Origin of the sequence: Pseudothioglobus sp. nBUS_23, from assembly GCF_051201565.1 — a bacterium.
GTDB lineage: Bacteria > Pseudomonadota > Gammaproteobacteria > PS1 > Pseudothioglobaceae > Pseudothioglobus.
This window is the reverse complement of record NZ_CP179200.1, coordinates 584038-608545: the sequence shown is the minus strand read 5'-3', so window position 1 is coordinate 608545 and position 24508 is coordinate 584038. Positions and strand designations below refer to the sequence as shown.

Here is a 24508-nt window from a genome sequence, read left to right as displayed (position 1 = left end):
CATCGAGGGCTTTTTATTTTTCTAAATCATAATAATGGATATTGATAACGCAAAAATACCACCTAACTCAGTGGACTCAGAGCAGTCTGTTCTTGGTGGTCTATTGCTTCATAATGACTCTTGGGACAACGTAGTAAATATTCTTGGATCTGATGACTTCTATCAAACCTCACACCGAATCATTTATGATGCGATAGTGACTCTTTTAGAGCATGATAGACCAGCTGATATTCTTACAGTAAAAGAACAGGTCATAAAGTCTCATGATGAAGATTCTATTGGAGGCTTTGCCTATCTTGCCCAAATAGCTGAGAACACGCCCAGCGTCTCAAATATCGAAGCTTATGCGAAGCATGTTAGAGAGCTTTCGATCTACAGACAGCTTACAAAAATTGGTAAAGAACTAGCCGATACCGCCTTCAATCCTAAAGACATTGAAGTGAATGATCTACTAGACTTGTCAGAGAGAAAAATATTTGAAATAGCTGAGCAGGTTAGCCGGAATAAGCAAGAGATTACGAATGTCAAAGACATTATTAAAGATGTCGTGAATCGTGTTCATGAAATGCAAGAGTTAAAAGGTTACAAAGGTGCAGAGACTGGCTTCTCAGAATTCGACAAGCTCACTTCAGGTCTTCAAAATGGTGACTTAATTATCATTGCTGGAAGGCCTAGTATGGGCAAAACTGCGCTTTCAATGAATATTGTTGAGCATGTAGCAATCCACAATTCAACACCGGTAGCAGTGTTTAGTTTAGAAATGCCAACAGAGCAGTTAGTCATTAGAATGATTTCATCTTTTGGAAGGATTGATTCAAGCAAATTACGCGATGGTGACATGTCTGAGATTGATTGGAATAGTTTTAATCATGCTGTTAGAGCGTTTGAAGAAAACACAATCTTGATTGATGAGACTCCCTCAATAACACCAACAGAAATTAGAGCCAAATGCAGAAGACTCAAAAGACGATACCCAGACCTTGGCCTTATCATGGTGGACTATCTTCAGCTCATGACTGTTCACGGCAAGTCAGAAAACCGAGTTCAGGAAATTTCAGAGATATCTCGATCCCTTAAGTCACTTGCAAAAGAAATCAACGTGCCTGTCATTGCACTCTCTCAGCTCAATCGAGGGGTTGAATCTAGAGCAAAAACTGGGAAAGGTAGAATTCCACAGATGGCTGATTTAAGAGAGTCTGGATCGATTGAGCAGGATGCTGACATTATTGGCTTCATTTATCGAGATGAGGTCTATCATGATGACGCCTATACCAATCCAGAAGAGGTTGGAAAGGCTGATCTCAGAATAGCTAAGCATCGAAATGGTGCAACTGGTAATATCAAACTTGCCTTCGTTGGACAGTACTCAAGGTTTGAGGATTTAGCTTTTGAAGATAGATTCCAGGGAGTCAGTGATGATCAGATGGATGCCTCATACGTTAATAATATGTCAAATTTTGATCAAGGTGATTTTTAAATTCAAATTAATTTATACAGTTTTCAATAGAATTTAATACAAGCCTTTTGTTAGTTAAACATTAAAATGTTGAATTGATGATGAATGATCAAGCACAAACCAAACTAATTTATAACAAAGAAAAAGTAACTTATTCAAGCTTATCAGAGGTTTTTGAACTTAATTTTAAAAAAATATCAAGACTAGTCCCTCTTCTACCATCAGTTAAAGGGGATCTAATTGGAATCAAAAAACCTTCCAATGACCTTTACCTTATCTGTCACGATAAATCTAAATATACTGGCACCTATACTCTCACGCACAGAATTAATTCGCCTCATGGAGTCATTAATAGGCCCGATATTCGATTCAAACTCTATTTTGATGCAAAGCTTTTAGAAGTTGATTCAATTTGCAAAGAGACGAGGATTAATTCTCATCATCCATTAATCAATGACTGTAGCGACTTAGCATTCCAATTAGAGCTCAATGTATTTATGCTTAGATGGCTTGATTACTGCTTGGATAGGTACAATGGAGCAGAATGGGTAGTAAGAAAGTAAAATCGCAGAGCAGTAAATTAGTCATTGCAATCTCCTCGAGGGCTTTATTCAACCTTGATCACTCTCATAAGATATTTAAAGAAGAGGGTATTGAGGCATATGCAAAGCATCAACAAGAGAATGAGCATGTCGTTTTAGAGCCTGGAGTAGGATTTACTCTAGTAAAAAAATTACTTAAGCTCAATAGCAAAAAAACACCAATCGATGTCATTCTTTTATCAAGAAACAGCGCTGATACTGGCCTTAGAATTTTTAACTCGATAGAGCATTATGGCCTTAACATTTCTAGAGCAGCCTTTACTCGTGGTGAGAGCACGCACCCTTTCGTTGGTGCCTTTGAGGCTGATTTATTTTTATCAAGCAACTACAATGACGTACAAAAAGCACTTCAGTCAGGCTACGCAGCAGCATCCATTGTAGAGTCAAAATCAAACAATAGTCACCCTTCCCAGCTCAGAATAGCCTTCGATGGAGATGCTGTTATCTTCTCAGATGAGGCTGAGAGAATTTTCCAAGAGAAAGGCCTTGAGGCTTTTCATAAAAACGAGGTTTTGTCTGAAAAAATTGAACTAAAAGCTGGACCTTTCAAGTCCTTCTTGGTATCGCTGCAAAAAATCCAGTCTACGTTCCCGGAGGAGAACAACCCAATAAGAACTGCTCTAGTCACAGCAAGGTCTGCCCCATCGCACAAAAGAGTAATCCATACGATGCGAGAATGGGGAATTCGTATAGATGAATCATTCTTTCTTGGTGGCCTAGATAAAGGCGTCTTTTTAAGACAATTCGCAGCAGACATTTTTTTTGATGATCAGCAACAGCATTGTGACTCTGCCTCTCAATATGTTCCAACAGGTCATGTCCCAAGTGGAATAAAAAACAACTAAGATTTATTTATCAGTTGGTTACTGCTTTGAGCTCATCTTCAAATATAATTGGTAAAATAAGATTATTTAAAGATAGAAATTATTGATGTCAAAAAAAATTCAAGCTATCCGTGGTATGAATGATCTTCTACCTGCAGATTCACAAATCTGGGGGTTTTTGGATAACACTATCAATAATCTCCTGCTATCTTTTGGCTACAAATACTGCCGCACTCCAAACGTTGAGAGCACTGAAACTTTTTCAAGGGCGATTGGAGAGGTGACAGATATTGTTGAAAAAGAAATGTACACCTGGAAGGACAACAACGGAGACTCTCTGACATTGAGGCCTGAGGGTACAGCTGGAGTGGTCAGAATGATGATTGAACACAACTTACCTAGAGAAGGCATCCAAAAAGTTTTTTATAATGGCCCGATGTTTAGGCATGAGCGACCACAAAAAGGAAGGTATCGTCAATTTCATCAGGTTGGTGCTGAAGTTTTTGGCGCATCGGATGCAAAAATTGATGCTGAACTTATCTCTATTACTGATTCTCTTTGGAAGTCATTACAAATTAATGCTCAACTTGAAATTAACTCACTTGGCTCAGCAGCGAGTAGAGCTTCATATCGAGAAACTCTAACTGGGTACTTTAGTGACAATAAGGACAGACTTGACGAGGACAGTTCAAGGAGGCTTAAAACAAACCCATTAAGAATTCTTGATAGCAAGAACAAGGATCTAAAGGTGCTCATTGCCGAAGCACCTAAGATGATTGATCATCTTGATAGAGAGTCAAATGAACACTTTAAATCATTAAAAAATTATCTGGATCATCTTGAGATTCCTTATAAGGTGAACCCAAAGCTTGTGAGAGGTCTCGACTACTACAACCAAACTGTTTTTGAATGGGTATCTAATGAGCTTGGCTCTCAAGGTACAATTTGTGGTGGAGGAAGGTATGACGGCTTAGTTGAAAAAATGGGAGGCAACCCAACTCCAGCAATAGGCTTTGCAATGGGACTAGAGAGAATTGCTCTTCTGATTCACGATAAATCTAAACAACTTATTTCAGATAGGCCTCATTTATACTTTTTGTCTATGGGAGAGAGCGCTCATTTTGAATCAATGAAGATCTCAAGACAGATCCTTGAAGTGATGCCAAACATAACCATTACAAATGATATAACCATAGGAACTCTTAAAAGTCAGATGAAAAAAGCGAACAAGTCTGGCGCCGACTATGCATTGATACTTGGAGAGGAGGAGTTGGCAAAAAATGTTCTAGGTTTAAAGCCTTTAAAGGGCCAAGGAGTTCAGCAATCAATTGAACTTGAGGGTATCATTCAGCATCTTCAGGAGATTTTATGAAAAACTTTATAGAAATTAGCGATTCGGAAGAAGAGCAAGTTGACAAATTAAAAAAGTGGTGGGATTCCAACGGCAAGCAAATAATTGCTGGAGCAGTTCTTGGTCTTGCAGGGATATTTGGGTGGAATTATTATGTAGATTATCAAGACAGTCAAGCCTTGAATGCTAGGGCATTATATTTAAGCTATGCTTCAGATTCAGCCAATGTGGGTGCTTATGACAAATTAATCAAAGATCACCCTTCCAGCTCATATTCAGACCAAGCAACACTGTTAATGGCTAAATACTTGTTTGAAGCTGAAAACTACTCTTTAGCGTTGGACGCTTTAAAGCCTTTAATGAGTCGAGAGAATTCTGTCATTGCATCTACTGCAGCCCTTCGTTCAGCCTCGCTCTATTTAGAGCTTGGACAGCATCAAGAGGCTCTGGCTGTTCTAAATATGGATAATGCTAACGAGTTTTCAGGTTTATTTTATAACCTTGCTGGTGATGTGCATTTAGATCTCGGCAACAACGAAGAGGCAAGAAATAGTTACGCTCTCGCAATTGAAAACATTACTGATAATTCAAGCTTATCTCAATTAATTCAGATCAAACTTGACGATCTGAATTAATTCCTTTCAGGTTATCCATTGTGAGCTACCCTATCATCTCTCTGGTCGGTAGGCCTAACGTAGGTAAATCGACACTGTTTAATCGTCTCAGTAATTCTCGTCAGGCTCTGGTTTCGGATTATGAAGGCCTAACGCGAGATCGTCAGTATGCAAACATTGAGCTTGAGGATGAGCGCTTCTGCACAATTGTAGATACTGGTGGTCTGACAAATGAAGACTCGGTCATTGATTCAGGTATTCAAAACCAAGTTTTGAGTGCGCTCGATGAGTCCAATGTCATTTATTTTATTGTTAGTAACAAAGATGGCGTTACAGCACTAGACCTTGATATTTCTAGTCAGCTCAGAAAGCTCAAAAAAAATATAATTTTGGTTTGCAACAAGGCAGAGGGATTGAATCTGAGTTCAGCATCTGAATTTTATGAGCTCGGATTAGGAGAACCCACACTCATTTCAGCTGAACACAACCAAGGCATCCAAGATCTTATTGAAAAAACATTACCCCTATTGCCAGAGTCAACTGACATAGAAAAGCAAGACATTGATGGTATTGCGGTAGCAGTATTAGGCAGACCAAATGTAGGCAAATCAACACTAATTAATCGAATCTTAGGTGAGGAAAGAGTAATGGCAGTGGATCTTCCTGGAACGACCCGAGACAGCATATTTATCCCTTTTGAAAGGGAAGGAGAGCAGTTCACACTAATTGATACTGCAGGCATTCGAAGGAAGCGAAGCGTTGATGAAAAAATAGAGAAATTTAGCATCATAAAAGCAATCAGTGCTTTAGAAGATTCCCAAGTTGTAATTCTAGTCTTGGATGCTCACGAAGGAGTGACGGAACAGGATGCCACATTGCTTGGAATGATAGCTGACAAAGGCAGAGCCTTATTGATAGTCGTCAATAAATGGGATGGACTGGATGAGTATCAAAAAAGTGAAGTCAAAAGGAAGCTTGATGTGAAACTCTCTTTCGTTAGTTATGCCTCCATTCACTTCATTTCAGCGCTTCATGGCTCCGGTGTTGGAAAACTATTTGAACCCATCAAAAGGTCCTATGAGCATGCAGGTAAAAGATATCCAACATCACTTCTAAACAAAATCTTAGAGCAGGCAAATAGTTCTCATCAGCCGCCCCCTGTTGCAGGAAGAAGACTTCGACTGAAGTTTGTGAATCAAACTGATGTATTCCCCCCAACGCTCATGTTTCATGGAAATCACGTTCAAAATGTACCAAAGAGTTATGAACGATTTTTAATGAATTTCTTTACTACTTCTCTCAAGCTTACCAATACTCCGATAAAAATCAACTTCAAGAGTGGTGACAATCCATTCAAAGATAAAAAAAATGTCTTGTCTGCGCGCCAAATTCAGAAAAAAAGACGCCTCATGAAATTTGTAAAAAAGAAGTAGTTTAGTAAATGAAATTAAAACCTTGTTGCTGAGAACTCAGATATTGATATAGGGGTCTTAGTCTTTGTCAGTATTGACTCAACAATTTCTGCTGTGATTGGTGCTAAGGTAAGTCCTATGTGCCCGTGTCCAAAAGCATAAACAATATTGTTTCCTTTGCTTGACTGAGAGATTACTGGCCTACTATCAGGGATTGATGGGCGAAATCCAAGCCATGTCCTGCTTGGATTGCTAAGTGTTGGAAAAAATTGCCTAGCGCCTTTTTCTAAGTACTTGATTCTGTGCTGAGAAATTTTAGGACTCAAGCCGCCAAGCTCAACAGTTCCAACTACTCTCAGCCTACCAGACATTGGCGACATATAGAAACCTCCGGCAGCATAGCAGCATGGCCTATTTAGAAGAGGCTCCGCCATGTCATACTCAACATGATATCCGCGCTCTACATCCAGTGGAATTTTATCGCCTGCTTGTTGAGCAAATTTTTTAGAGTAAGCACCTGCTGCAACTACCAACTGTTTAGTTAATATTGTTGACTTGTTATCAAGATGGACTTTGATACCATCATTTACTCTCTCAATTTTTGTTGCGGTTTGACTTATAATCTGACAACCCTTATTGATTGATGCATTTAAAATTAGCTTGACCATTTTTCCAGGGTCATTCATATACGCTCCATCCGGAAAGAAAGAGGCTCCACCCTCAGATAAATCAAGTTTTGGCTCCAGCTTTTTAAGTTCATCAATATTTAAAATCTCTGCATTTAAGCCAAGCTGTATTCTTTTCTCAATATCCCTTATTCCATACTCTAAAAGCTCCTCTTTAGGATAAAGATAGACATTACCATCTGTTTTTATGAAGGACTCTCCACCAACTTGTGAGGAAAGCTCCTCCCATCGCATCCTTGAACCTTGAACTAATGAGGCAATCGCTTGAGCATTTCTCGCGGCGTTCTTTGGCATTGACTGGTATAAAAATTTTATAAGCCAAGGGCATAAGGATAGAATTGCAGAGCGCTTGATTGCTATAGGACTATTCTTATTAAATAGAAGCGAGGGTAGCTGTTTAATTACCTCTGGAGATCCAACTGGCAGAACAGCGTATTCCGCGATAGTGCCAGCATTGCCAAATGAAGTCCCAGTCCCAGGCTCCTCAGGATCAATTAAAGTAACTTCTCTTCCTGCATTCAACATTCTTAATGCAACAGAGAGACCTATAACACCTCCACCCAAAACCGTAATCTCTGTTTTTTTCAAAGACATAATTGAAATTATAAAATCAAAAGATTTTTTTAATTAAGAAAGTATTAAATTATGTGCTTCCTTAGCGGCATTTATAAAACTCTCAAAGAGTGGGTGTCCATCCCTTGGCGTTGAGGTAAACTCAGGATGAAACTGGCAGGCAACAAACCAGGGATGGTTAGTTATTTCAACCATTTCCACAAGAGAGCCATCATTTGACCTTCCAGAAACAGTAAGTCCAGCATTTTCAATTTGTGATATCAGTTTATTGTTTACTTCATATCTATGCCTGTGTCTTTCAGTTACCTTCTCTGAGCCATAGATTTTTTGGGAATGGCTGCCTTTAACTAATTGGCACTCTTGACCGCCAAGTCTCATGGTGCCCCCCAAATCAGAATCAGAATCCCGCGTCTGGGTGTCACCATTCTCATCTTGCCACTCTGTTATTAGACCAATTACAGGATAGTTAGTATTTTCATCAAACTCCGTACTATTGGCTCCCTTCATATTTGCCATATGACGAGCATACTCAATCACTGCAACTTGAAGACCCAGACATATCCCTAAATATGGAATATTATTCTCACGTGCAAATTGAACAGCTTTTATTTTTCCTTCAATGCCTCTTATGCCAAATCCTCCTGGAACCAAAATGGCACTCATATTGCTTAAACTTTCTGCTCCATTTTTTTCAATTTCTTCTGAGTCAAAATAGTGAATATTGACTTTAGTTTGCGTATGAACTCCTGCATGAATAAGTGCCTCTGAAAGAGATTTATAAGATTCTGTTAAATCCATATATTTTCCAACCATTGCAATATCTACACTATGGTTTGGCATTTCCAATCTAGAGACTACATTTTTCCATTCTGTAAGATCGGCTTTTTTACACTTAAGACCTAATTTAGAGACAACAGCATCGTCAAGGCCTTGGCTATGAAGGTCCTCTGGTACTTTATAAATGGTATCTTTGTCAAGCGATATAAATACTGAGTCTTCAGCTACGTTTGTAAATAATGCGATTTTTTTACGCTCAGAATCTTCTAATTCATGCTCTGATCGACAAATAAGTATATCAGGCTGAATTCCTATCCCTCTTAGCTCTTTAACTGAGTGCTGAGTAGGCTTTGTTTTTAATTCACCAGCCACCTTGATATAAGGGAGAAGCGTTAGATGAATAAAAACAGCATTTTCTCGACCCAATTCTAGACTCATTTGTCTAATAGCTTCCATAAAAGGAAGAGACTCAATATCACCTGCAGTACCACCAATTTCAACAAGAGCAATATCCGCTTCCTCGGCACCCTCTTTCATTAATTTTTTTATTTCATCAGTGATGTGCGGAATAATTTGAACTGTCGCACCAAGATAATCCCCTCTTCTTTCTCTTTCAATAACGTTCTCGTAGACTCTTCCAGCAGTAAAGTTGTTCTTTTTTCCGAGCTTAGTTCGAACAAACCTTTCATAGTGACCTAAATCTAGATCAGTCTCTGCACCATCATTGGTTACAAAAACTTCACCATGCTGGAATGGGCTCATCGTTCCAGGATCAACATTTATATAGGGATCAAGCTTTAGGAGTGTGACATTAAGGCCACGATTTTCAAGAATTGAAGCTAATGAAGCGGAGGCAATTCCTTTACCCAAAGAGGAAACAACGCCACCAGTGATAAAGATGTATTTTGTCATCTAAAACTAACAAAGTTTGAAATAGCTATGATACACAAATTTGTGTAGAATATGGGCACATCCAATAAACAATTCATAATGGGTTATAAACAATTCGTAAAGAGACTCTTTCCATATTTAAAAAAGCATCTAGGAAAATTAGTCTTTACCTCAATAATGATGGTTTTTGCTACTCTATTAGAGACGGCAATACCAGAGATTACTGGTCAAATTGTTGATACATTGTTTTCTAACAATCGTTCCAGCAATAAAGCCTTTTATTATTCAGTAATTCTTTTCTCAGTAATTGCCTTAAGTTCTTTGTTTGCATTAACATCTATCAGTGCGAGCTCTTGGATTTCTAATAAAGTCATTTTAGATTTGAGAGTCAATATGTTTTCTAAGCTTATTAGACTACCTAAAGCCTACTTTGATAAACACACAACTGGTGAGACGCTTTCAAAGTTGACATTTGATGTTGAGCAAATATCGGCCGCTGCATCAACCATTTGGCTTGAATTTATTAAGTCTTCGTTCACTGTAATCATTCTAACTGGCTATTTATTCTATAAAAGCTTTCTCTTAAGTCTTATTCTTTTAATTCTGCTTCCGTTGGTATATTTGGCGGTTAAATTATCTACTTCTAGAATTCGCAAAGGATCTATAAAAGTTCAAGAATCTATGGGGAAAATGACTCACCTTTTGGATGAAAATATCTCTGGAAATGATTTGATTAAAATTTATAACGCACAGACTAGCGAAAAAAATAAATTTTTCAAGATTATTAACACCATTAGGCAACAAAGATTTAAAGTTGATCTCGCTGGAGGCCTGAATACCTCAATTGTAAATGCACTGATTGGACTATCTTTGGCCTGTGTAGTTTATTTTTCCTCAACTTTTCTGATCATGACTGCTGGTGATTTTCTAGCTTATTTCACTGCAATGGGTATGCTTGTTAAACCTGCAAAGACTTTAATCAACATAAATAAACCCTTGCAGCAAGCAATTGTAGCTGGGAAAAGTGTATTTGATCTCATAGACGAAATGCCAGAGGATAATTCAAGTAGCAAGCCTATGAATACTGTTTCTGGTGATATTAAATTTGATAAAGTTAGCTTTTCATATGACAGTGAAAAGTCCTCGTTAAATCAAATTGATTTAACAATTAAAAATGGCGAAACTGTTGCACTCGTTGGCTCTACAGGAAGCGGTAAGACAACCTTAGTTAACTTACTAACACGTTTTTATGAACCTTCAAGTGGCAAGATAAGCATCAATAATGAAGACATCAGTTCGTTTGATTTGACCTCATACAGATCAAATTTCTCATATGTAGACCAAAATGTTCGTCTATTTAATGATTCAATCAGTGGCAATATAGCTTTTGGTCAGAAAGATACAATGTCAAAAGAAACTATATTAAATGCTGCAAAAATTTCTAATTCAAGTGAATTTATTGAAAAACTAGTTAATAAGTACGATTCTGAAATTGGCGAGGACGGCGTCACTCTATCTGGAGGACAGAGACAGAGACTTTCGATTGCGAGGGCTATTGCAAAAGATAGCCCAATTTTAATTCTTGATGAGGCAACATCAGCTCTTGATTCAGCAACAGAAAAGCTTGTTCAATCTGCAATTAACAAAATGCAAAAAGGCAGAACAACAATAATTATTGCCCACCGATTAAGCACCATCAAAAATGCTGATCGTATCATTGTGCTTAAGGACGGAGAAATTATTGAACAAGGAACTCATTCAGAACTAATCGAAGCGTCAGGCGAGTATCTGACATTAACACAGCAGCAGACATAAATAGTGCGCTTTTTAATTTATTAGAAAAGGGTCCAGATTCTATTGCTATCGAGTTGTTCTCGACACTGAGATAACTGAGATTTATAGGTGTTTGATTTGTTCTCTACCTTCTTAGCAATTGAAATAAGCCAATCCTTCTGCTCGTAGCTCTTCTTGTTGTAGCCGCCATGTCCTTCATGGTAAGCTAAATATTGTCGATATGCATCTGTCTTGCTAATCTTAGATCTGAGGTTAGATTGGTTAGCGTACCAGCCAACGAAGTCTATAGCATCAGCAAAGTTATCTCTTCGGGCATCTTTTTTACCAGTTTTAAGTTGGTACCACTCCCATGTTGCTTTTTTAGCTTGAGTGTATCCATATGAGTCAGTTGGTCTTGAGCCAGGAATAAATCCGAAGATTTTATTGCGTGGTGGTTTAGCTCTTGAGGCAAAGCGCGACTCTTGATGAATGATAGCCATTTGCAAGTGCATTGGCACTTTCCACTTTTCTTCACTTAATTTAGCTGCACGATACCAACTTACCTTTTCATCAAGCAAGGTACAGATATTTGTTACCTCTCTTGCAGGTGTGGAAAGACATCCAGAGATTGAAATTGCAACAAGTAAACCTAAGACTAGTAGTTTTTTCATTTATCCAAAAAATACAAAGTACGCGATAATAATCTGGAAAACTAGCAAAACACCAAACATTGCTTTAATGTCATTGTCGGTTAGTGGCGCTGACTCTTCAACTATCTTCTCTAACTTAACATCAACAGCAACCAGGCCTTTTTCCGAGGTTTCAACTTTAAATTTAACTCTGGTATCACTTCTTAAACGAGACTTATTAAAAACATTTTTTTGGTGAACAAAGTATTTCTCTCCGTCATCACCTGTAATAAATCCATACCCTTTAGTACCAAATTGGGCGACTATGCCCGTCATTTTTTTTGCCATCACATTCTCACTTTTTGCAGCAAATACACTGCCTTTTCAACAAAATCTACTCCAAGATTTTGGAACATCGGTTCATTTTCAATATCCTCAATACAATGCAATTCTTGAATATCAAATGAACCATTAAATAATTGTTTGACCTCTTCTTTACTGACTGCAAAAGGTGGGCCAGATCTCTGATGCTGAGGATAGTTTAAAGTCAAGAGTAAAATCCTAGCATCAAATTCTATTATATCACTTAAATGTTTAGCATATTTTTGTCTTAAGCCTTCATCCAAGGCAATGAGTGACGCCCGATCATATATTGCTTTCACATTCTCTAAATACCTCGAATCTAAATCAAAAAAATCACCACAATAAAGTTTAATTCCATCACCCTCATACAGTACAAATTGACCAAGGTTTGAAACCAAATAATCCAGATTATTTTCTGAAAAAAATTGCTCAATAGCGATATTACTCATCTCAACGCCAATAACCTTTATATTTTTCTCAAGAAGGTATTGCATGTCATTTGTTTTCCCACAAAGTGGAACAAAGACTGACTCTCCAAATGACAACTCAAACCTATCAAGATATTTATTCAGATGTCTGTTGACCTGCTCTGCATGCCAACCAATTCTGTTACTCTCCCACCTACTGATCCAATCAGTCATTACCAATCCTTGATATAATACAAATGTTCTTTAACCTTGCAAATTAATTTGCACATCATTTAAGAACATAATATATTTTATGGCTTTCAAATGCAATTTTATGATTACTTCAAAAAAGTCAATCTACCAATAAAATAAAATGACTCAAGATATTGGCGACTGGGCTCCTTACTTATCTGACGAAAAAAATAAGGATTATTTTGGCTCTTTACTATCATTTCTCAACTCCAGAGTTGATTATGAAATTTTCCCTCCTCGGGGAACATGGTTTAAAGCCTTTGAGTACTCAAGTTTCAGGGCTACAAAGGTTGTCATTCTTGGGCAAGACCCTTATCATGGAGAAGGTCAGGCAGAAGGTTTAAGCTTTTCTGTTCCAAAGGGAATAGCTGTTCCGCCGTCCCTCAGAAATATTTATAAGGAGCTTGATCAAGATAATGTTGATTTTAATAATCCAGGACATGGTCACCTCGAAAATTGGGCCAAACAAGGAGTTTTACTGCTCAATAGCGTCCTTACAGTAGAAAAGAACTCCCCTGCCTCTCACGCTAATCATGGCTGGGAGGTCTTTACCGATCAGGTTATCACCCTACTAAACGACAATAAAGAGAATTTAGTGTTTTTACTCTGGGGCGCTTATGCAAATAAAAAATCAGTATTAATTGATAGTAATAAGCATTTGATTCTAAGTGCGGCTCACCCTTCTCCATTTTCTGCCCATAAAGGTTTCTTTGGCTGCAAACATTTCTCAAAAACAAATAGCTACCTCAAAGCATCTAATCAGGAATTGATTGATTGGAGCTTATCCATATGAAATTACTGATTGATGACGCAGTCTGGGGCTCTAATCAAATTTTTTCAGAATTTGGCGAAGTGTTTACACTTCCTGGAAGAGAGATAAGAAGCGAAAGTCTAAAGGATTTTGATGCATTAATAGTCAGATCTAGAACTAGAGTCGATGAAAAGCTTCTGAGAGACGCTAATATAAAGTTTGTCGGATCTACTGTTGCGGGATTAGACCATATAGATAAAAACTATCTCGAAGATAATGCTATAACTCTCTCATCGGCTCAGGGGTGTAATGCAAATGCTGTCTCAGAATATGTTATCAGCGCAATTGCAAATTTATCTAAAGACTATGGCTTCAAATTATCTAATAAGACCCTTGGAATCATTGGGGTAGGAAATGTAGGGAGAAGGCTTGAAGTTAAAGCAAAACAACTTGGAATGAAAACGCTTTTAAATGACCCACCTCGAGAGGCTCTAGAGGGAAGTGATAATTTTACTTCTCTAGAAAGTGCCCTAAGTGCTGACATAGTGACGTTTCATACCCCTTTGAAATACTCAGGTCCTCATCCTACTTACAAACTTTTAGATAGTCACAATTTTAAACATATAAATAATGATGCAATAGTCATCAATGCTGCAAGAGGAGGAATCATTAATGAAACGGTCTGGGAAACAACCCAAACAAAAGCAAACATAATTGACTGTTGGGAAAATGAACCCAATATTAACTTAAATCTTCAAAAATCAGCTTACTGGGCAACGCCTCATATTGCAGGGCATTCTATTGATGCTAAATTTATGGGCAGCTTCATGATCTATAAGGATCTCTGCAAATATATCAAAAAGCCACTGAATGATAACATCGAGCATCTAATCAATCCAGAATTAAAAATCATCAGGGAGAACAATCTTCATGAGACTCTTAATTCAATTTACTCATTCCATGCTGATGATAAAGCAATTCAAGACATATCTAATTTTGAAAATTATAGAAGAAATTATCCTGAGCGCTATGAATGGAGGCACTTTGAGACTGAATACAAATTACCAAAAGGTATCTAAACTTTTTAAATTTGGGAGTTGTAAGTATCAAAAGGTACAAAAGAAAATCGCTTTATTCTTAAAGCGTCTTTAGACTCTTTGTCCATCAAATTAAGTGCACTATTAAGTGCTCTGATTAAACCCCTCGAAGAGCATAATGGATTATCCTTATGAGTAACTAAAGGAGGGGCAGGAGAAATAATTGAGCGCCCTATTATCCTTAACTTATCCCCAATTTCAGGCTCTGCTCTATTTATATTTTTATAACTTATTGCGTCGATACAAGCAATATCAACTTCATTATCGATAATTTTTTGAATGCTGTTTTTATGAGAGCCAGTAGTGACAATTTTTTTGTAAAAGTCATCAAAAAAATCAAGCTTTTTTGCAACCTCAATCTCGTTTCGAAAAACATTACTGCCGCTTTGAGAATCATAGCTACTGATTGCGGCAACTAGCCCCCTAGATCCTGTCACGGATCTAATTTGGCTTTTTTTAGAAACCATAAAGTAACTAAAGTAGTTTGGCCCTTCAAGACCTTCAAGATCAAAATGAGGAGTACAAATTGGAATTAATTTTTCTTGAAATTGACTTACCAACGGTAAACCACAGATATGACTAATTCGGGTCTGACTTGATACAATAACATTTTCCTCAATACTGTTCAAAAAATGAATTGGGAGACCCAGACCAGGACTTAATTTTCCAGCTATAAGAAAAAGGTCCTGCCAAGCTTTCTCAAGCTCATCATTTATTGAGTACATTCCAATACCTATAAATTCTTTTTCCATAACTCAGTTAAAAGGCTGGGTGTTTTGGCTTATCAACAGGCTTAAATAGATATTTTTTAAACCAAGTAAAGTAACCTTTTTCTAAGAAATAACTATTAGATTGTTTATATTTTTCTGAATTAGATTTGTATTCTCTTGGTATTTGATGCCAACTCATATTAGGATTTTTATGATGAACAAAATGGTAGCTATTATTTAAAAATAAAATTCTCATTAGTAATGAGGTGTGCATTATTATCGAGCGGTGATTTGGGTTGGAGCTAGGACGGTGCTCATAAAAACTTCTTAACATTGTCAATGCTTGTGCCATATAAGCGCATCCAATATAAACTAAAAAGTGAATATTAAAAAAGGACCAAATGAAATATAAAAATATTACTACAAAGACTTCATGAGAGAACCAAATTAGAAAATTGATTGAAAAAAAATTTTTAAAACTCATCACAAATTCTTTTTTAAGTGCGATGAAATACCAAAAAGGTCCGAGTATTAATCTTCCTAACAAAGTCATGTTAAATTCTGCAAGTTTTTGTCGATAACCGCCTAACATATCCCATTCATCCTTACTAATAAAATAGCTTTCAGGGTCAACATTTGGAATTGTTAAATTTATATCCTCGTGATGCTTGAGATGAGAGCTTTTATAAACCAAGTAAGGTGACCAAAGAGCTAGTGACGGGTAAGCCAATAAATCATTAAATCCTTGATATCTAGTAGGGTGGCCATGAAGGATTTCATGCTGAACAGATCCATGGAAAGTTAAGATGATAATTAGAAAAAGATGCGCGAACGGAATAGTAGAAAAATTGCTCAGCACAGCCCACCATAGAAAATAAACTGAAAAGATGATAACCCATGTGGGAAATTCAGTTTTTAAATCTATTTTGTTATTTTTCATCAGACCAAAGAGCTCATATACTTAGCTAACATCGATAAGGAAGTAATAACTATTAATACTCTAATCAATTTTGGATTAGCCTTTAGTAAATAATGCGTTCCCAAAAAAGAGCCAATCAATTGTCCCAGCATCATAACCAATCCCACAACAAAGGCGATGTGTCCAAATATAAAGAAAACTATAAAACCTGCCACATTAGATGCAAAGTTAAGTGGCTTTGCTAATATTGTGGCTTGAATAATTTCAAGTTTTTTAAGCATCACTCCCGTCATAACAAAAAAAGAACCGGCGCCAGGGCCAAACATCCCATCATAAAATCCCACGCCTGGAACGACATATGATTCAAATCTCTTGTCAGACTTGGAGCTAGAACTAATTGCTTTAGGTTTCGGAGAAACAATAAAGTAAATTGCAATAAAAACAAGAACGATCGGAATTACAAACGAAAGAACCTCGGTATCAACAAACTGAACAATGATGCCACCTAGGACCGAACCAATGAAAGATGCGATCATTAATTTTTTGACCATTTGCCATTCTAACTTTTTTTTTCGAAATAATAAAAAGGTGGCAATACCTGTACCCATGCTGCCTTGCAACTTATTCGTTCCAAGAACATAGATAGGCGGAATACCACTCAGTAAAAGCGCTGGAACTGCAATCAACCCTCCGCCTCCAACAAGCGTATCAAGAAAGCCAGCTATTACTCCAACAAAGAATAAAAACACAAGAATCTCTGTTGTCAAGTTTGAAATTTCCATTGATATTATTATCTGCAGAGAGTAGGAAACCAGTCCTCTCTGAGGCGCTCCCCATTTTTTTGACTTATACCGGGAAAACTTGGTGAAGTCCTTCCTGGACGCTCATTATAAACAACATCGTCCCCCAGCAACCTAAAGGATAGAGTTCTACTCATCTTTTTTTCTAGATTTGCATTTGCAGCATGAATCGTCTTGAAATTGAACGCAATGACATCTCCGGGCTCTGTCTCCCATTCTCTTATTTCATATGCTTCAATATCTGGCATATCCATAAAAACCCCACTATCATCATAAAAACTCTCATTATTAGCCCAGCTAGTGGGTCTAATTTCTCTGTCTAAAAGATGGCTTCCAGCAAGAGATCTCAATGAAACATTTTTGTGTCTTGACTCTAGTGGCAGCCAAAAACTTACGGTTTGATGGCCAGAAACGCAGTAGTAAGGCATATCTTGATGCCATGGGGTAGGCACTCCAGAGTTTGCCTCTTTATAAAAAAAATGATCATGAAAAAATTGCACAGATCTTGACTCCATTAAATTGGAGGCGATGGTGGCTAGAGAAGAATTAAAGACAAAATCCGTATATTCAGGAATACGCTTCCAATTGCAAAAATCTTCTAAGAATTGTCCCTGGTGTTTTTCTTTTTGGTGAACCAAGGATCGATCGCTTGGGTTTTTGAGATGAAAATCAGCACCATTAGCTAATACATCAATCCAATCTTTGAAAAACCCTCGAAGAATAACAACGCCATCCTCTCTAAAACTTTGAACATCGGATTGTTTGATTAATAGTGACATAAGCCTAAAGTAGTTTTTAATTCAAATTAAACATAGCTTAAATAATAACTAAATTCTCAAACCAAAAAGATACATTTTATAATTTATACTTCCTTAAAGAACAAGTAAAAACATCTGTATTATTAACCTAATTTTTACTTTACTATCCACCAATGAAGCTAATTTCAGACACCTTTACTATCAAAAAAATTCCCAAAGTGGTCTGGAGCTCTGAAGACTCTTTTAACTTAAAACCAAAGCCCTTAACCTTCATCTTTCTAGTTTTTGGTTTATTTTTATTTGGATTGGGAGAGAGTCTCCTCATAACTAGCGGAGCTGGTGTTGGGCCCTATACTGTTTTTGCACAAGGAATTTCAAACCTTACTAATTGGTCCTTGGGACTTTCTACATTTGTGATCAGTATTTTTGTTCTTATGTTGTGGATACCGTTGAAACAAAAGCCTGGAATGGGAACAATATTAAATGCTTTTATTATTGCCCTGACAATTGAGTTTTCAGTTTATTTTTTGCCATATCCTGAGCTCTATCCACTTAAGGTATTACAAGTAGTTATTGGTGTCTTGACTATTGGAATTGGAAGTGGGTTCTATTTAATTTGCAATCTTGGAGCTGGCCCTAGGGATGGCCTAATGATAGGACTGCAAAAGGTTACCAATATGCCAATTTATTCTATTCGAACTACAATTGAGATTAGTGTGGTTGTTTTAGGTTCAATATGTCTTTTGAATAATTTAGATAAACTATTAGGAGAAGTTGTTGGACTTGGAACAGTCATATTCGCTCTAGGCATTGGGCCTTCAGTTGCTCTAGGTATTACAATTGTCGGAAAGCTCTCTAAAGAGGCCTAACTATTCAAAAAACGGTTAGGTAACATAATTTCTAACCATAAAATTTGATGAGTCCCACTCATTAGATTGCATAATTTTTTTAAGGTGCATTATTGCATTCCAAACATCTTCATACCTCATATAAAGAGGCGAAATACCAAACCTCAAAATATTGGGCTCACGATAATCACCAATAACTCCTCTTGAGATTAGTGACTGCATAATTGGATAGGCATTTTCGTGCATATATGAAATCTGACTGCCTCTAAGGTTGGAATCATTTGGAGAAAATAATTTAAACTCAAATTCGTCACACTCTTGGTTAATCAGCTCAATAAATACCTCAGAGAGTTGAATACTTTTTTCTCGAACTTGTTCCATAGATATGCCCTCAAAAACATTAAGGCCGCTCTCTACTGCCTTATAGGCAAGAATAGATGGTGTCCCACAGATGAATTTATTAATATTATTTGCAGGCTTGTATTCACGATCAAACGCAAATGGATTGCTATGCCCAAGCCAACCTGATAGTGGCTGCGTTACTTTCTCAATTAAATCATTACGAACATATAAAAATCCTGGCGCCCCTGGCCCACCATTGAGGTGCTTATAGGTGCAGCCAACAGCAAAATCTACTCCGATATTATGCAAATCCATTGGCATTACACCAACACTATGACTAAGATCCCAAACAACGAGCGCTCCTTTATTGTGCGCATAATCAGTAATTTTTTTCATATCACTAATTCGACCAGTCTTATAATCAATATGAGAAAGCATCACTACTGCAGTGGATGAATCTATGTATTTTTCAATATTATTGTCATCATCTTCAATTAACACACACTCATACTGATTATTTGAAATTCGATTTAAACCCTCAAGAATGTAGAGGTCAGACGGAAAATTTGTTGATTCGCTTAAAATTTTTTTTCTATTTTCATTTAATCTTAAAGCGGAAGTAAGTACCTTAAATAAATTAATTGAAGTGCTATCAACCACTATAACTTCTCCAGCCTTAGCTCCAAGAAGTGGTGCAATTTTGTTACCCAGTGTTTGAGGCAAGTTAATCCAATCAGCCTTGTTCCAACTATTTATTAAGTCGCTACCCCACTCCTCGTTAATTGTGTTATTAAGATTATTCAGAGTTGTTTTTGGGACAGGGCCCAGTGAGTTTCCATCAAAATAAATTGTATTTTTTGGAAGATTAAACGCCTCTCGATATTCTGAGAGTGGGTCTTGCTGATCTAGATTCTTTAAATCTTCAAGTTTCAGTGTTTTCATTAAGACTTGATTATTGAATTATCGATAAAATTATAGTCTATATAAAAAAAATCAAAGATCATTCAGCAGGTCCCAAAAGCGATAAAATTAAATGATGGATAAAATTGTTGTTCAAACTGATGACTTTGACCTAACTTCTGAAGTTGAGTTAATTAAGTCAACTAACTCCAGCATTGGGGCAGTAGTTAGCTTTATTGGAACTGTTCGAGATTTAACAAGCGAATCTCTCATCTCCTTGACCTTAGAGCACTATCCAGGGATGACGGAAAAATCACTTAGATCAATTGCTGACAAAGCAAGAAAAAAATGGGAAATTGAATCTGTTACGATTATTCATCGTGTTGGAACTCTTGTCGTTGGTGATCAAATAGTTTTAGTTATTACTTCAAGCAAGCATCGACAAGCAGCTTTTGATTCATGTAACTATATAATGGATTTCTTAAAAACGGATGCCCCATTCTGGAAAAAAGAGGTTTCTGACAAGGAAGAAAAATGGGTTTGCAAGAGAGAAAGTGATGAAGAACAAAAAAAACGCTGGTGAGCTTCAAAAATTCATATCTTCTAGGCTATTAAGATTAGTTAACACCTCCAAACGATCAGATACATCAACCCTTTCTAAATTCTGTTGGCGATACCAATGAGCCATTTTACGACCCCCATCTTTAAGAAAAGAATCAAGACTTTTACTCAAGTTTGACCTCATCAAAGCGAATGTTGCATGCATGATTGAGCCATCATGTGCTACACAAATATCTGCATCTTTTTGTTCCATTTTAATTATTAAGTCATCGATAAGCTTGGAATCAACTAGGGGGCTATCGCATGGAAGAACGAGGAGATACTTAGTTGAACAAACCTTTAACGCTTTTGAAATTCCAGCAAGGGGTCCTTGGAAGTTCATTAAATCATCTGAAATGACTTCTCCATAGGTTGAGTAAGAATCAAAACTTCTATTCGCACTAATATATATCTTATGAACTCTTGAATCTATAACACTTATAAGATGAGCAACCAAAGGTAGTCCCCGAAATTCCACCAAACCCTTATCTACTCCATTCATTCTTAGTCCTTGACCACCCGCCAAGATCACTGATGAAATCTCACGTTTTAAAATTTTTTTCAATTAATTAATGTCCTTTTTTCAAGTTTTTTGTAATTTGGAAATTTTCTTGCAATTGTATAATACACAGTATAGATAAAAAAAAATTGGAACATCATGAATGATCAATCAAACAAATCGAGCTCTCCAATGTTCAGCAATTCTCTCATGAGTGCTGATGATGCGCTCGAATTTTTAATTGATTCAGCTCAGGTTTCAGAGCATACTGAAATTACATCTTTAGATGACTCAATTGGAAGAATACTCTCTGAAGACATTCACTCTAAAATTAATGTGCCAGGGTTCGATAATAGTGCAATGGATGGATATACAATTGCGCTCGATGAGAAAAAACTGGATTCAATAAATCAAACCTTTAGCGTTGTTGATAGAATTGCTGCCGGTTCCACTGGAAAGGAACTTAAAAAAGGGAATGCTGCAAGAATCTTTACGGGGGCACCCATACCAAAAGGGGCAAATACAGTTATCATGCAAGAGGAGTGTCAAGCCTCTGAAGATGGCTCAGAGATAACAATTAGTAGATCTATTGAATTGAATGAAAATATTCGTCCAACAGGCAATGATATTTTAAAGAATGATGTAATCCTTAAAACTGGAAAAAAAATTAAACCTGAAGATATATCCCTTGCAGCATCAGTTGGCATCGGAGAGCTTCACGTCTTTAAAAGGCTTAAGGTTGGAGTCTTCTTCACTGGAGATGAACTGGTTGAGCCTGGTAACTCCTTAACAGTAGGAAAAATTTATAATTCGAATCGATATGCGTTAGTCGCTCTTTTAAAAAACGCTGGGTGTGAAGTTCTTAATCTTGGCAACATTAAAGATAATTTTGATTCAACCTGTGGTGCACTTGAAAAACTATCGAACGACTGTGATTTGATTATGACGACTGGGGGAGTTTCAGTGGGTGAAGAAGATCATGTTAAGCCTGCAGTTGAAAAACTTGGCTCACTTAGTCTATGGAAAATTAAAATGAAGCCTGGTAAGCCACTCGCCTATGGTCAAGTGAAGAATATTCCTTTTATTGGTCTTCCAGGAAATCCTGTATCTAGCTTTGTTACTTACTGTATTTTTGCCCTACCTTACATTAAGAAAATACAAGGAAACAGCAATTTCAAAAATGAGCCAATTAAAGTGAAAACAAATTTTGACTGTAAGCGTGCTAAACCTAGAAGAGAATATGCGCGGGTAAAGATTGACTACTCATCAGAAATTCCTATTGCGAGTTTATATCCAAAACAAGGCTCAGATGTAATGAGCTCAGTTGTTTGGGCAGATGGAATTATTGAGATACCTGAAAATACTGTATTTGATACTGGTACCATTCTTGATTACTACCCACTAAGTGAGCTAACAAGATGAGCAAATTAACACATATCAATTCAAATGGCGAAGCGCAAATGGTTGATGTTTCGGACAAAGAAAGCACTATGCGAGAAGCCAAAGCTGGAGCTAGAGTTGTAATGCAAAGCAACACTCTAGAATTGATAGTCTCAGGCTCTCATAAAAAAGGTGATGTTCTCTCAGTAGCAAAGATAGCAGGCATACAAGCTGCAAAGAAATGCTCAGAACTTATCCCACTTTGCCATCCGTTAATGCTCACAAAGGTCAACGTTGAACTTACTCCCAACACTGATAAGAATTGCATTGAAATCACTGCTACTGCAAAGCTTAATGGAAGAACAGGTGTTGAGATGGAAGCACTAACTGCGGCAAGTATTGCTGCTCTGACTGTTTACGATATGTGCAAAGCAGTTGATCGCTTTATGGTTATTGATAATGTTCAACTTTTAGAAAAAAAAGGTGGTAAGTCAGGCCACTGGATTTTAGAATCATGAATCAAATAGTTGATCCATTCAACAGAAAAATTACCTACTTGAGAGTCTCAGTTACTGATCATTGCAACTATCGTTGTCATTACTGTAGAGATGAGGATCACCAAACTCATACTAAAAAAGCGCAGGTTTTGACCTTCGAAGAAATTGCAAGAATTGTTCGATTGTTTGCTGAACTAGGAGTGACCAAAGTTCGACTCACTGGAGGAGAGCCATTGCTCCGAAAAGATATTCTTGATTTAACTAGAATGCTCGGTGGTATCCCCGGACTGAGTGACATTCCCCTGTCAACTAATGCCCATCTTTTGCCAGCGATGGCTTTGAAGTTAAAAAATCATGGCATCAATAGAGCTAATATCTCTATCGATTCTCTTATCCCTGAGAGGTTTAAAGAAATTACAAGAGATGGAGATTTGGAAACTGTTATCAATGGAATCGATGCTGCGATATCAGTTGGGATGAAACCAATCAAGCTTAATATGGTTGTCATGAAGGGTACTAATGATGATGAAATTGAATCAATGATTGAGTTTGCAATTAATAGAGGCCTAGACCTTCGATTTATTGAAACAATGCCCATTGGTCTTGCTGGAATAGAGGCAGTAGATAGACACCTCAGTGAAAAAGATATTTTAGAGCGGGTTTACTCGGCTTATGGAGATAGACTCATATCCCAAGACTCTAAGCAAACTGATGGCCCTGCAAAAGCGCTTAAAATTGAAGGCACAAACACTAGTATAGGAACAATTTCTGCAGTATCTAATAACTTTTGTAGTAGCTGCAATCGAGTCAGGTTGACTGCCAAAGGTGAATTAATCCTTTGCCTTGGTCAGAAAGACTCTGTTTCTCTTAGAGATGCAATTAGATCTGGTATGAAAGATCAGGAAGTTAAGCAATTAATTCTCAATGCAATTACAAAAAAACCTGAAAAACATTTTTTTGACTCAGTTGTTGATAATATTAGTAATCGACAGATGGTGGAGATGGGAGGATGAAAATTCTTTATTTTGCCTCACTCAAAGAAAACTTAAATACCTCTGATGAAGACTTTTCTTTTAAATCACCAGTCAAAATATCAACGATTAAAGAACAGCTAATTCAAAAATACGGGGAACATCACTTCCCAAAAAATATACTATGTGCAGTCAACCAAGAGATAGCTTCTGAAGATACATTAGTTAATGATTCAGATGAGGTCGCCTTCTTCCCACCAGTGACTGGAGGTTAAAAATATATATGGCAAATAATAAAATTAAGATTGGTTTTCTTACGATTTCAGACAGAGCAGCTAGGGGAGTATATGAAGATATAAGCGGACCAGCAATGCAGGACTGGATTGCAAATGCTGTTACCTGTCCTTATGATACTGTTACGAAAGTGATTGAAGATGAGCAGCCACTAATTGAAGAATCTTTAATCGATATGAGTGATAATCTAGGATGCAATCTTATTCTAACTACTGGAGGAACAGGACCAACAACAAGAGATGTCACCCCTGAGGCGACAGAGGCAGTATGTGAGAGAATCTTTGATGGCTTTGCCGAACAGATGAGGATAGTGTCACTTCGAACAGTTCCAACAGCAATTCTATCGAGACAGATTGCTGGGACTCGAGGCAAAACACTCATGATTAATCTTCCAGGAAAGCCTGTAGCTATTGCGGTTTGTCTTGGAGCTGTTTTTCTTGCAGTGCCAAAATGTATTGAGCTACTTGATGAATCAATAATTACAATCGACAAGTCATTTGTATCTCAAGTATTTGAGTAAATTTTGCATATT

General features: G+C 37.1%; 27 protein-coding genes. 16 read left to right on the top strand and 11 right to left on the bottom strand.

Annotated features, from left to right (window positions below):
• Positions 1 to 34 precede the first annotated feature (34 nt).
• From dnaB to der, 6 genes are all read left to right on the top strand, one after another.
• Complete coding sequence (gene dnaB / locus ACMAZA_RS03020) at positions 35 to 1477, top strand: replicative DNA helicase (RefSeq protein WP_435189917.1); 1443 nt, start codon at positions 35 to 37, stop codon at positions 1475 to 1477.
• A 77-nt stretch (positions 1478 to 1554) separates the two neighbouring features.
• Positions 1555 to 2019, top strand: coding sequence for a DUF1249 domain-containing protein (locus ACMAZA_RS03015; RefSeq protein ID WP_435189915.1), 465 nt, complete (start codon positions 1555 to 1557; stop codon positions 2017 to 2019).
• Entirely contained in the window at positions 2001 to 2903 is a 903-nt protein-coding gene (locus ACMAZA_RS03010; RefSeq protein ID WP_435189913.1) for a 5'-nucleotidase, read from the top strand. The genes ACMAZA_RS03015 and ACMAZA_RS03010 overlap by 19 nt, the downstream gene beginning before the upstream one ends.
• Before the next feature lie 85 nt (positions 2904 to 2988).
• Complete coding sequence (gene hisS, locus ACMAZA_RS03005) at positions 2989 to 4254, top strand: histidine--tRNA ligase (protein WP_435189911.1); 1266 nt, start codon at positions 2989 to 2991, stop codon at positions 4252 to 4254.
• Positions 4251 to 4868 (top strand): YfgM family protein, encoded by a 618-nt coding sequence (locus ACMAZA_RS03000; protein WP_435189909.1) that lies wholly within the window; start codon positions 4251 to 4253, stop codon positions 4866 to 4868. The genes hisS and ACMAZA_RS03000 overlap by 4 nt, the downstream gene beginning before the upstream one ends.
• Positions 4869 to 4888: 20 nt before the next feature.
• Entirely contained in the window at positions 4889 to 6280 is a 1392-nt protein-coding gene (gene der, locus ACMAZA_RS02995) for a ribosome biogenesis GTPase Der (protein ID WP_435189908.1), read from the top strand.
• Between the two features lie 14 nt (positions 6281 to 6294).
• Here der and ACMAZA_RS02990 read toward each other — a convergent pair whose 3' ends face one another.
• Complete coding sequence (locus tag ACMAZA_RS02990) at positions 6295 to 7539, bottom strand: NAD(P)/FAD-dependent oxidoreductase (RefSeq protein WP_435189906.1); 1245 nt, start codon at positions 7537 to 7539, stop codon at positions 6295 to 6297.
• Between the two features lie 33 nt (positions 7540 to 7572).
• Positions 7573 to 9207, bottom strand: coding sequence for a CTP synthase (locus tag ACMAZA_RS02985; protein ID WP_435189905.1), 1635 nt, complete (start codon positions 9205 to 9207; stop codon positions 7573 to 7575).
• A gap of 78 nt (positions 9208 to 9285) precedes the next feature.
• Between ACMAZA_RS02985 and ACMAZA_RS02980 the strand changes: the two genes are divergently transcribed.
• The gene (locus ACMAZA_RS02980; protein ID WP_435189903.1) at positions 9286 to 11001 is read left to right on the top strand and encodes an ABC transporter ATP-binding protein; all 1716 of its coding nucleotides are present in this window, start codon (positions 9286 to 9288) and stop codon (positions 10999 to 11001) included.
• A gap of 20 nt (positions 11002 to 11021) precedes the next feature.
• On the opposite strand, the gene ACMAZA_RS02975 is transcribed toward ACMAZA_RS02980, so the two are convergent.
• From ACMAZA_RS02975 to ACMAZA_RS02965, 3 genes are read right to left on the bottom strand one after another with little or no spacing between them, the layout of a single operon-like run.
• Positions 11022 to 11630, bottom strand: coding sequence for a transglycosylase SLT domain-containing protein (locus tag ACMAZA_RS02975; RefSeq protein ID WP_435189901.1), 609 nt, complete (start codon positions 11628 to 11630; stop codon positions 11022 to 11024).
• Positions 11631 to 11936, bottom strand: coding sequence for a cold-shock protein (locus ACMAZA_RS02970; RefSeq protein ID WP_435190457.1), 306 nt, complete (start codon positions 11934 to 11936; stop codon positions 11631 to 11633).
• Positions 11936 to 12592 carry a thiopurine S-methyltransferase gene (locus ACMAZA_RS02965; RefSeq protein WP_435189899.1) on the bottom strand — a complete coding sequence of 219 codons (657 nt, stop codon included), beginning with the start codon at positions 12590 to 12592 and terminating at the stop codon, positions 11936 to 11938. Before ACMAZA_RS02965 ends, ACMAZA_RS02970 begins: the two co-directional genes overlap by 1 nt.
• Before the next feature lie 139 nt (positions 12593 to 12731).
• On the opposite strand from ACMAZA_RS02965, the gene ung reads away from it, so the two are divergent.
• Positions 12732 to 13403, top strand: coding sequence for a uracil-DNA glycosylase (gene ung, locus ACMAZA_RS02960; RefSeq protein ID WP_435189898.1), 672 nt, complete (start codon positions 12732 to 12734; stop codon positions 13401 to 13403).
• On the top strand, positions 13400 to 14440 hold the full coding sequence (locus ACMAZA_RS02955; RefSeq protein WP_435189896.1) for a 4-phosphoerythronate dehydrogenase: 1041 nt from the start codon (positions 13400 to 13402) through the stop codon (positions 14438 to 14440). Before ung ends, ACMAZA_RS02955 begins: the two co-directional genes overlap by 4 nt.
• A gap of 5 nt (positions 14441 to 14445) precedes the next feature.
• On the opposite strand, the gene ACMAZA_RS02950 is transcribed toward ACMAZA_RS02955, so the two are convergent.
• From ACMAZA_RS02950 to ACMAZA_RS02935, 4 genes are read right to left on the bottom strand one after another with little or no spacing between them, the layout of a single operon-like run.
• On the bottom strand, positions 14446 to 15210 hold the full coding sequence (locus tag ACMAZA_RS02950; protein WP_435189894.1) for a phosphate/phosphite/phosphonate ABC transporter substrate-binding protein: 765 nt from the start codon (positions 15208 to 15210) through the stop codon (positions 14446 to 14448).
• 7 nt (positions 15211 to 15217) lie between these two features.
• The gene (locus ACMAZA_RS02945) at positions 15218 to 16108 is read right to left on the bottom strand and encodes a fatty acid desaturase (protein WP_435189892.1); all 891 of its coding nucleotides are present in this window, start codon (positions 16106 to 16108) and stop codon (positions 15218 to 15220) included.
• A complete protein-coding gene (locus ACMAZA_RS02940; protein WP_435189889.1) occupies positions 16108 to 16869 on the bottom strand; it encodes a TSUP family transporter in 762 nt (253 codons plus the stop codon). The genes ACMAZA_RS02945 and ACMAZA_RS02940 overlap by 1 nt, the downstream gene beginning before the upstream one ends.
• Positions 16870 to 16877: 8 nt before the next feature.
• Positions 16878 to 17666, bottom strand: a complete 789-nt coding sequence (locus ACMAZA_RS02935) for a phytanoyl-CoA dioxygenase family protein (protein ID WP_435189887.1) — start codon at positions 17664 to 17666, stop codon at positions 16878 to 16880.
• 152 nt (positions 17667 to 17818) lie between these two features.
• Between ACMAZA_RS02935 and ACMAZA_RS02930 the strand changes: the two genes are divergently transcribed.
• The gene (locus ACMAZA_RS02930) at positions 17819 to 18514 is read left to right on the top strand and encodes a YczE/YyaS/YitT family protein (RefSeq protein WP_435189885.1); all 696 of its coding nucleotides are present in this window, start codon (positions 17819 to 17821) and stop codon (positions 18512 to 18514) included.
• Positions 18515 to 18529: 15 nt separating this feature from the next.
• On the opposite strand, the gene kynU is transcribed toward ACMAZA_RS02930, so the two are convergent.
• Positions 18530 to 19777 carry a kynureninase gene (gene kynU / locus ACMAZA_RS02925; RefSeq protein WP_435189884.1) on the bottom strand — a complete coding sequence of 416 codons (1248 nt, stop codon included), beginning with the start codon at positions 19775 to 19777 and terminating at the stop codon, positions 18530 to 18532.
• Between the two features lie 94 nt (positions 19778 to 19871).
• Between kynU and ACMAZA_RS02920 the strand changes: the two genes are divergently transcribed.
• Positions 19872 to 20318 (top strand): molybdenum cofactor biosynthesis protein MoaE, encoded by a 447-nt coding sequence (locus ACMAZA_RS02920; RefSeq protein ID WP_435190455.1) that lies wholly within the window; start codon positions 19872 to 19874, stop codon positions 20316 to 20318.
• A gap of 3 nt (positions 20319 to 20321) precedes the next feature.
• On the opposite strand, the gene mobA is transcribed toward ACMAZA_RS02920, so the two are convergent.
• Complete coding sequence (gene mobA / locus ACMAZA_RS02915) at positions 20322 to 20900, bottom strand: molybdenum cofactor guanylyltransferase MobA (RefSeq protein ID WP_435189882.1); 579 nt, start codon at positions 20898 to 20900, stop codon at positions 20322 to 20324.
• Positions 20901 to 20993: 93 nt separating this feature from the next.
• Between mobA and ACMAZA_RS02910 the strand changes: the two genes are divergently transcribed.
• Genes ACMAZA_RS02910 through mog form a run of 5 tightly spaced genes read left to right on the top strand, consistent with a single transcriptional unit; the run spans position 20994 to position 24496 of the window.
• Entirely contained in the window at positions 20994 to 22256 is a 1263-nt protein-coding gene (locus ACMAZA_RS02910) for a molybdopterin molybdotransferase MoeA (protein ID WP_435189880.1), read from the top strand.
• A complete protein-coding gene (gene moaC / locus ACMAZA_RS02905) occupies positions 22253 to 22732 on the top strand; it encodes a cyclic pyranopterin monophosphate synthase MoaC (protein ID WP_435189878.1) in 480 nt (159 codons plus the stop codon). The genes ACMAZA_RS02910 and moaC overlap by 4 nt, the downstream gene beginning before the upstream one ends.
• Positions 22729 to 23724 (top strand): GTP 3',8-cyclase MoaA, encoded by a 996-nt coding sequence (moaA, locus tag ACMAZA_RS02900; protein ID WP_435189876.1) that lies wholly within the window; start codon positions 22729 to 22731, stop codon positions 23722 to 23724. The genes moaC and moaA overlap by 4 nt, the downstream gene beginning before the upstream one ends.
• Positions 23721 to 23957: a molybdopterin converting factor subunit 1 gene (gene moaD / locus ACMAZA_RS02895; protein ID WP_435189874.1), complete on the top strand. Its 237-nt coding sequence runs from the start codon at positions 23721 to 23723 to the stop codon at positions 23955 to 23957. The genes moaA and moaD overlap by 4 nt, the downstream gene beginning before the upstream one ends.
• Positions 23958 to 23965: 8 nt before the next feature.
• Complete coding sequence (gene mog, locus ACMAZA_RS02890) at positions 23966 to 24496, top strand: molybdopterin adenylyltransferase (RefSeq protein WP_435189872.1); 531 nt, start codon at positions 23966 to 23968, stop codon at positions 24494 to 24496.
• Positions 24497 to 24508: the final 12 nt, after the last annotated feature.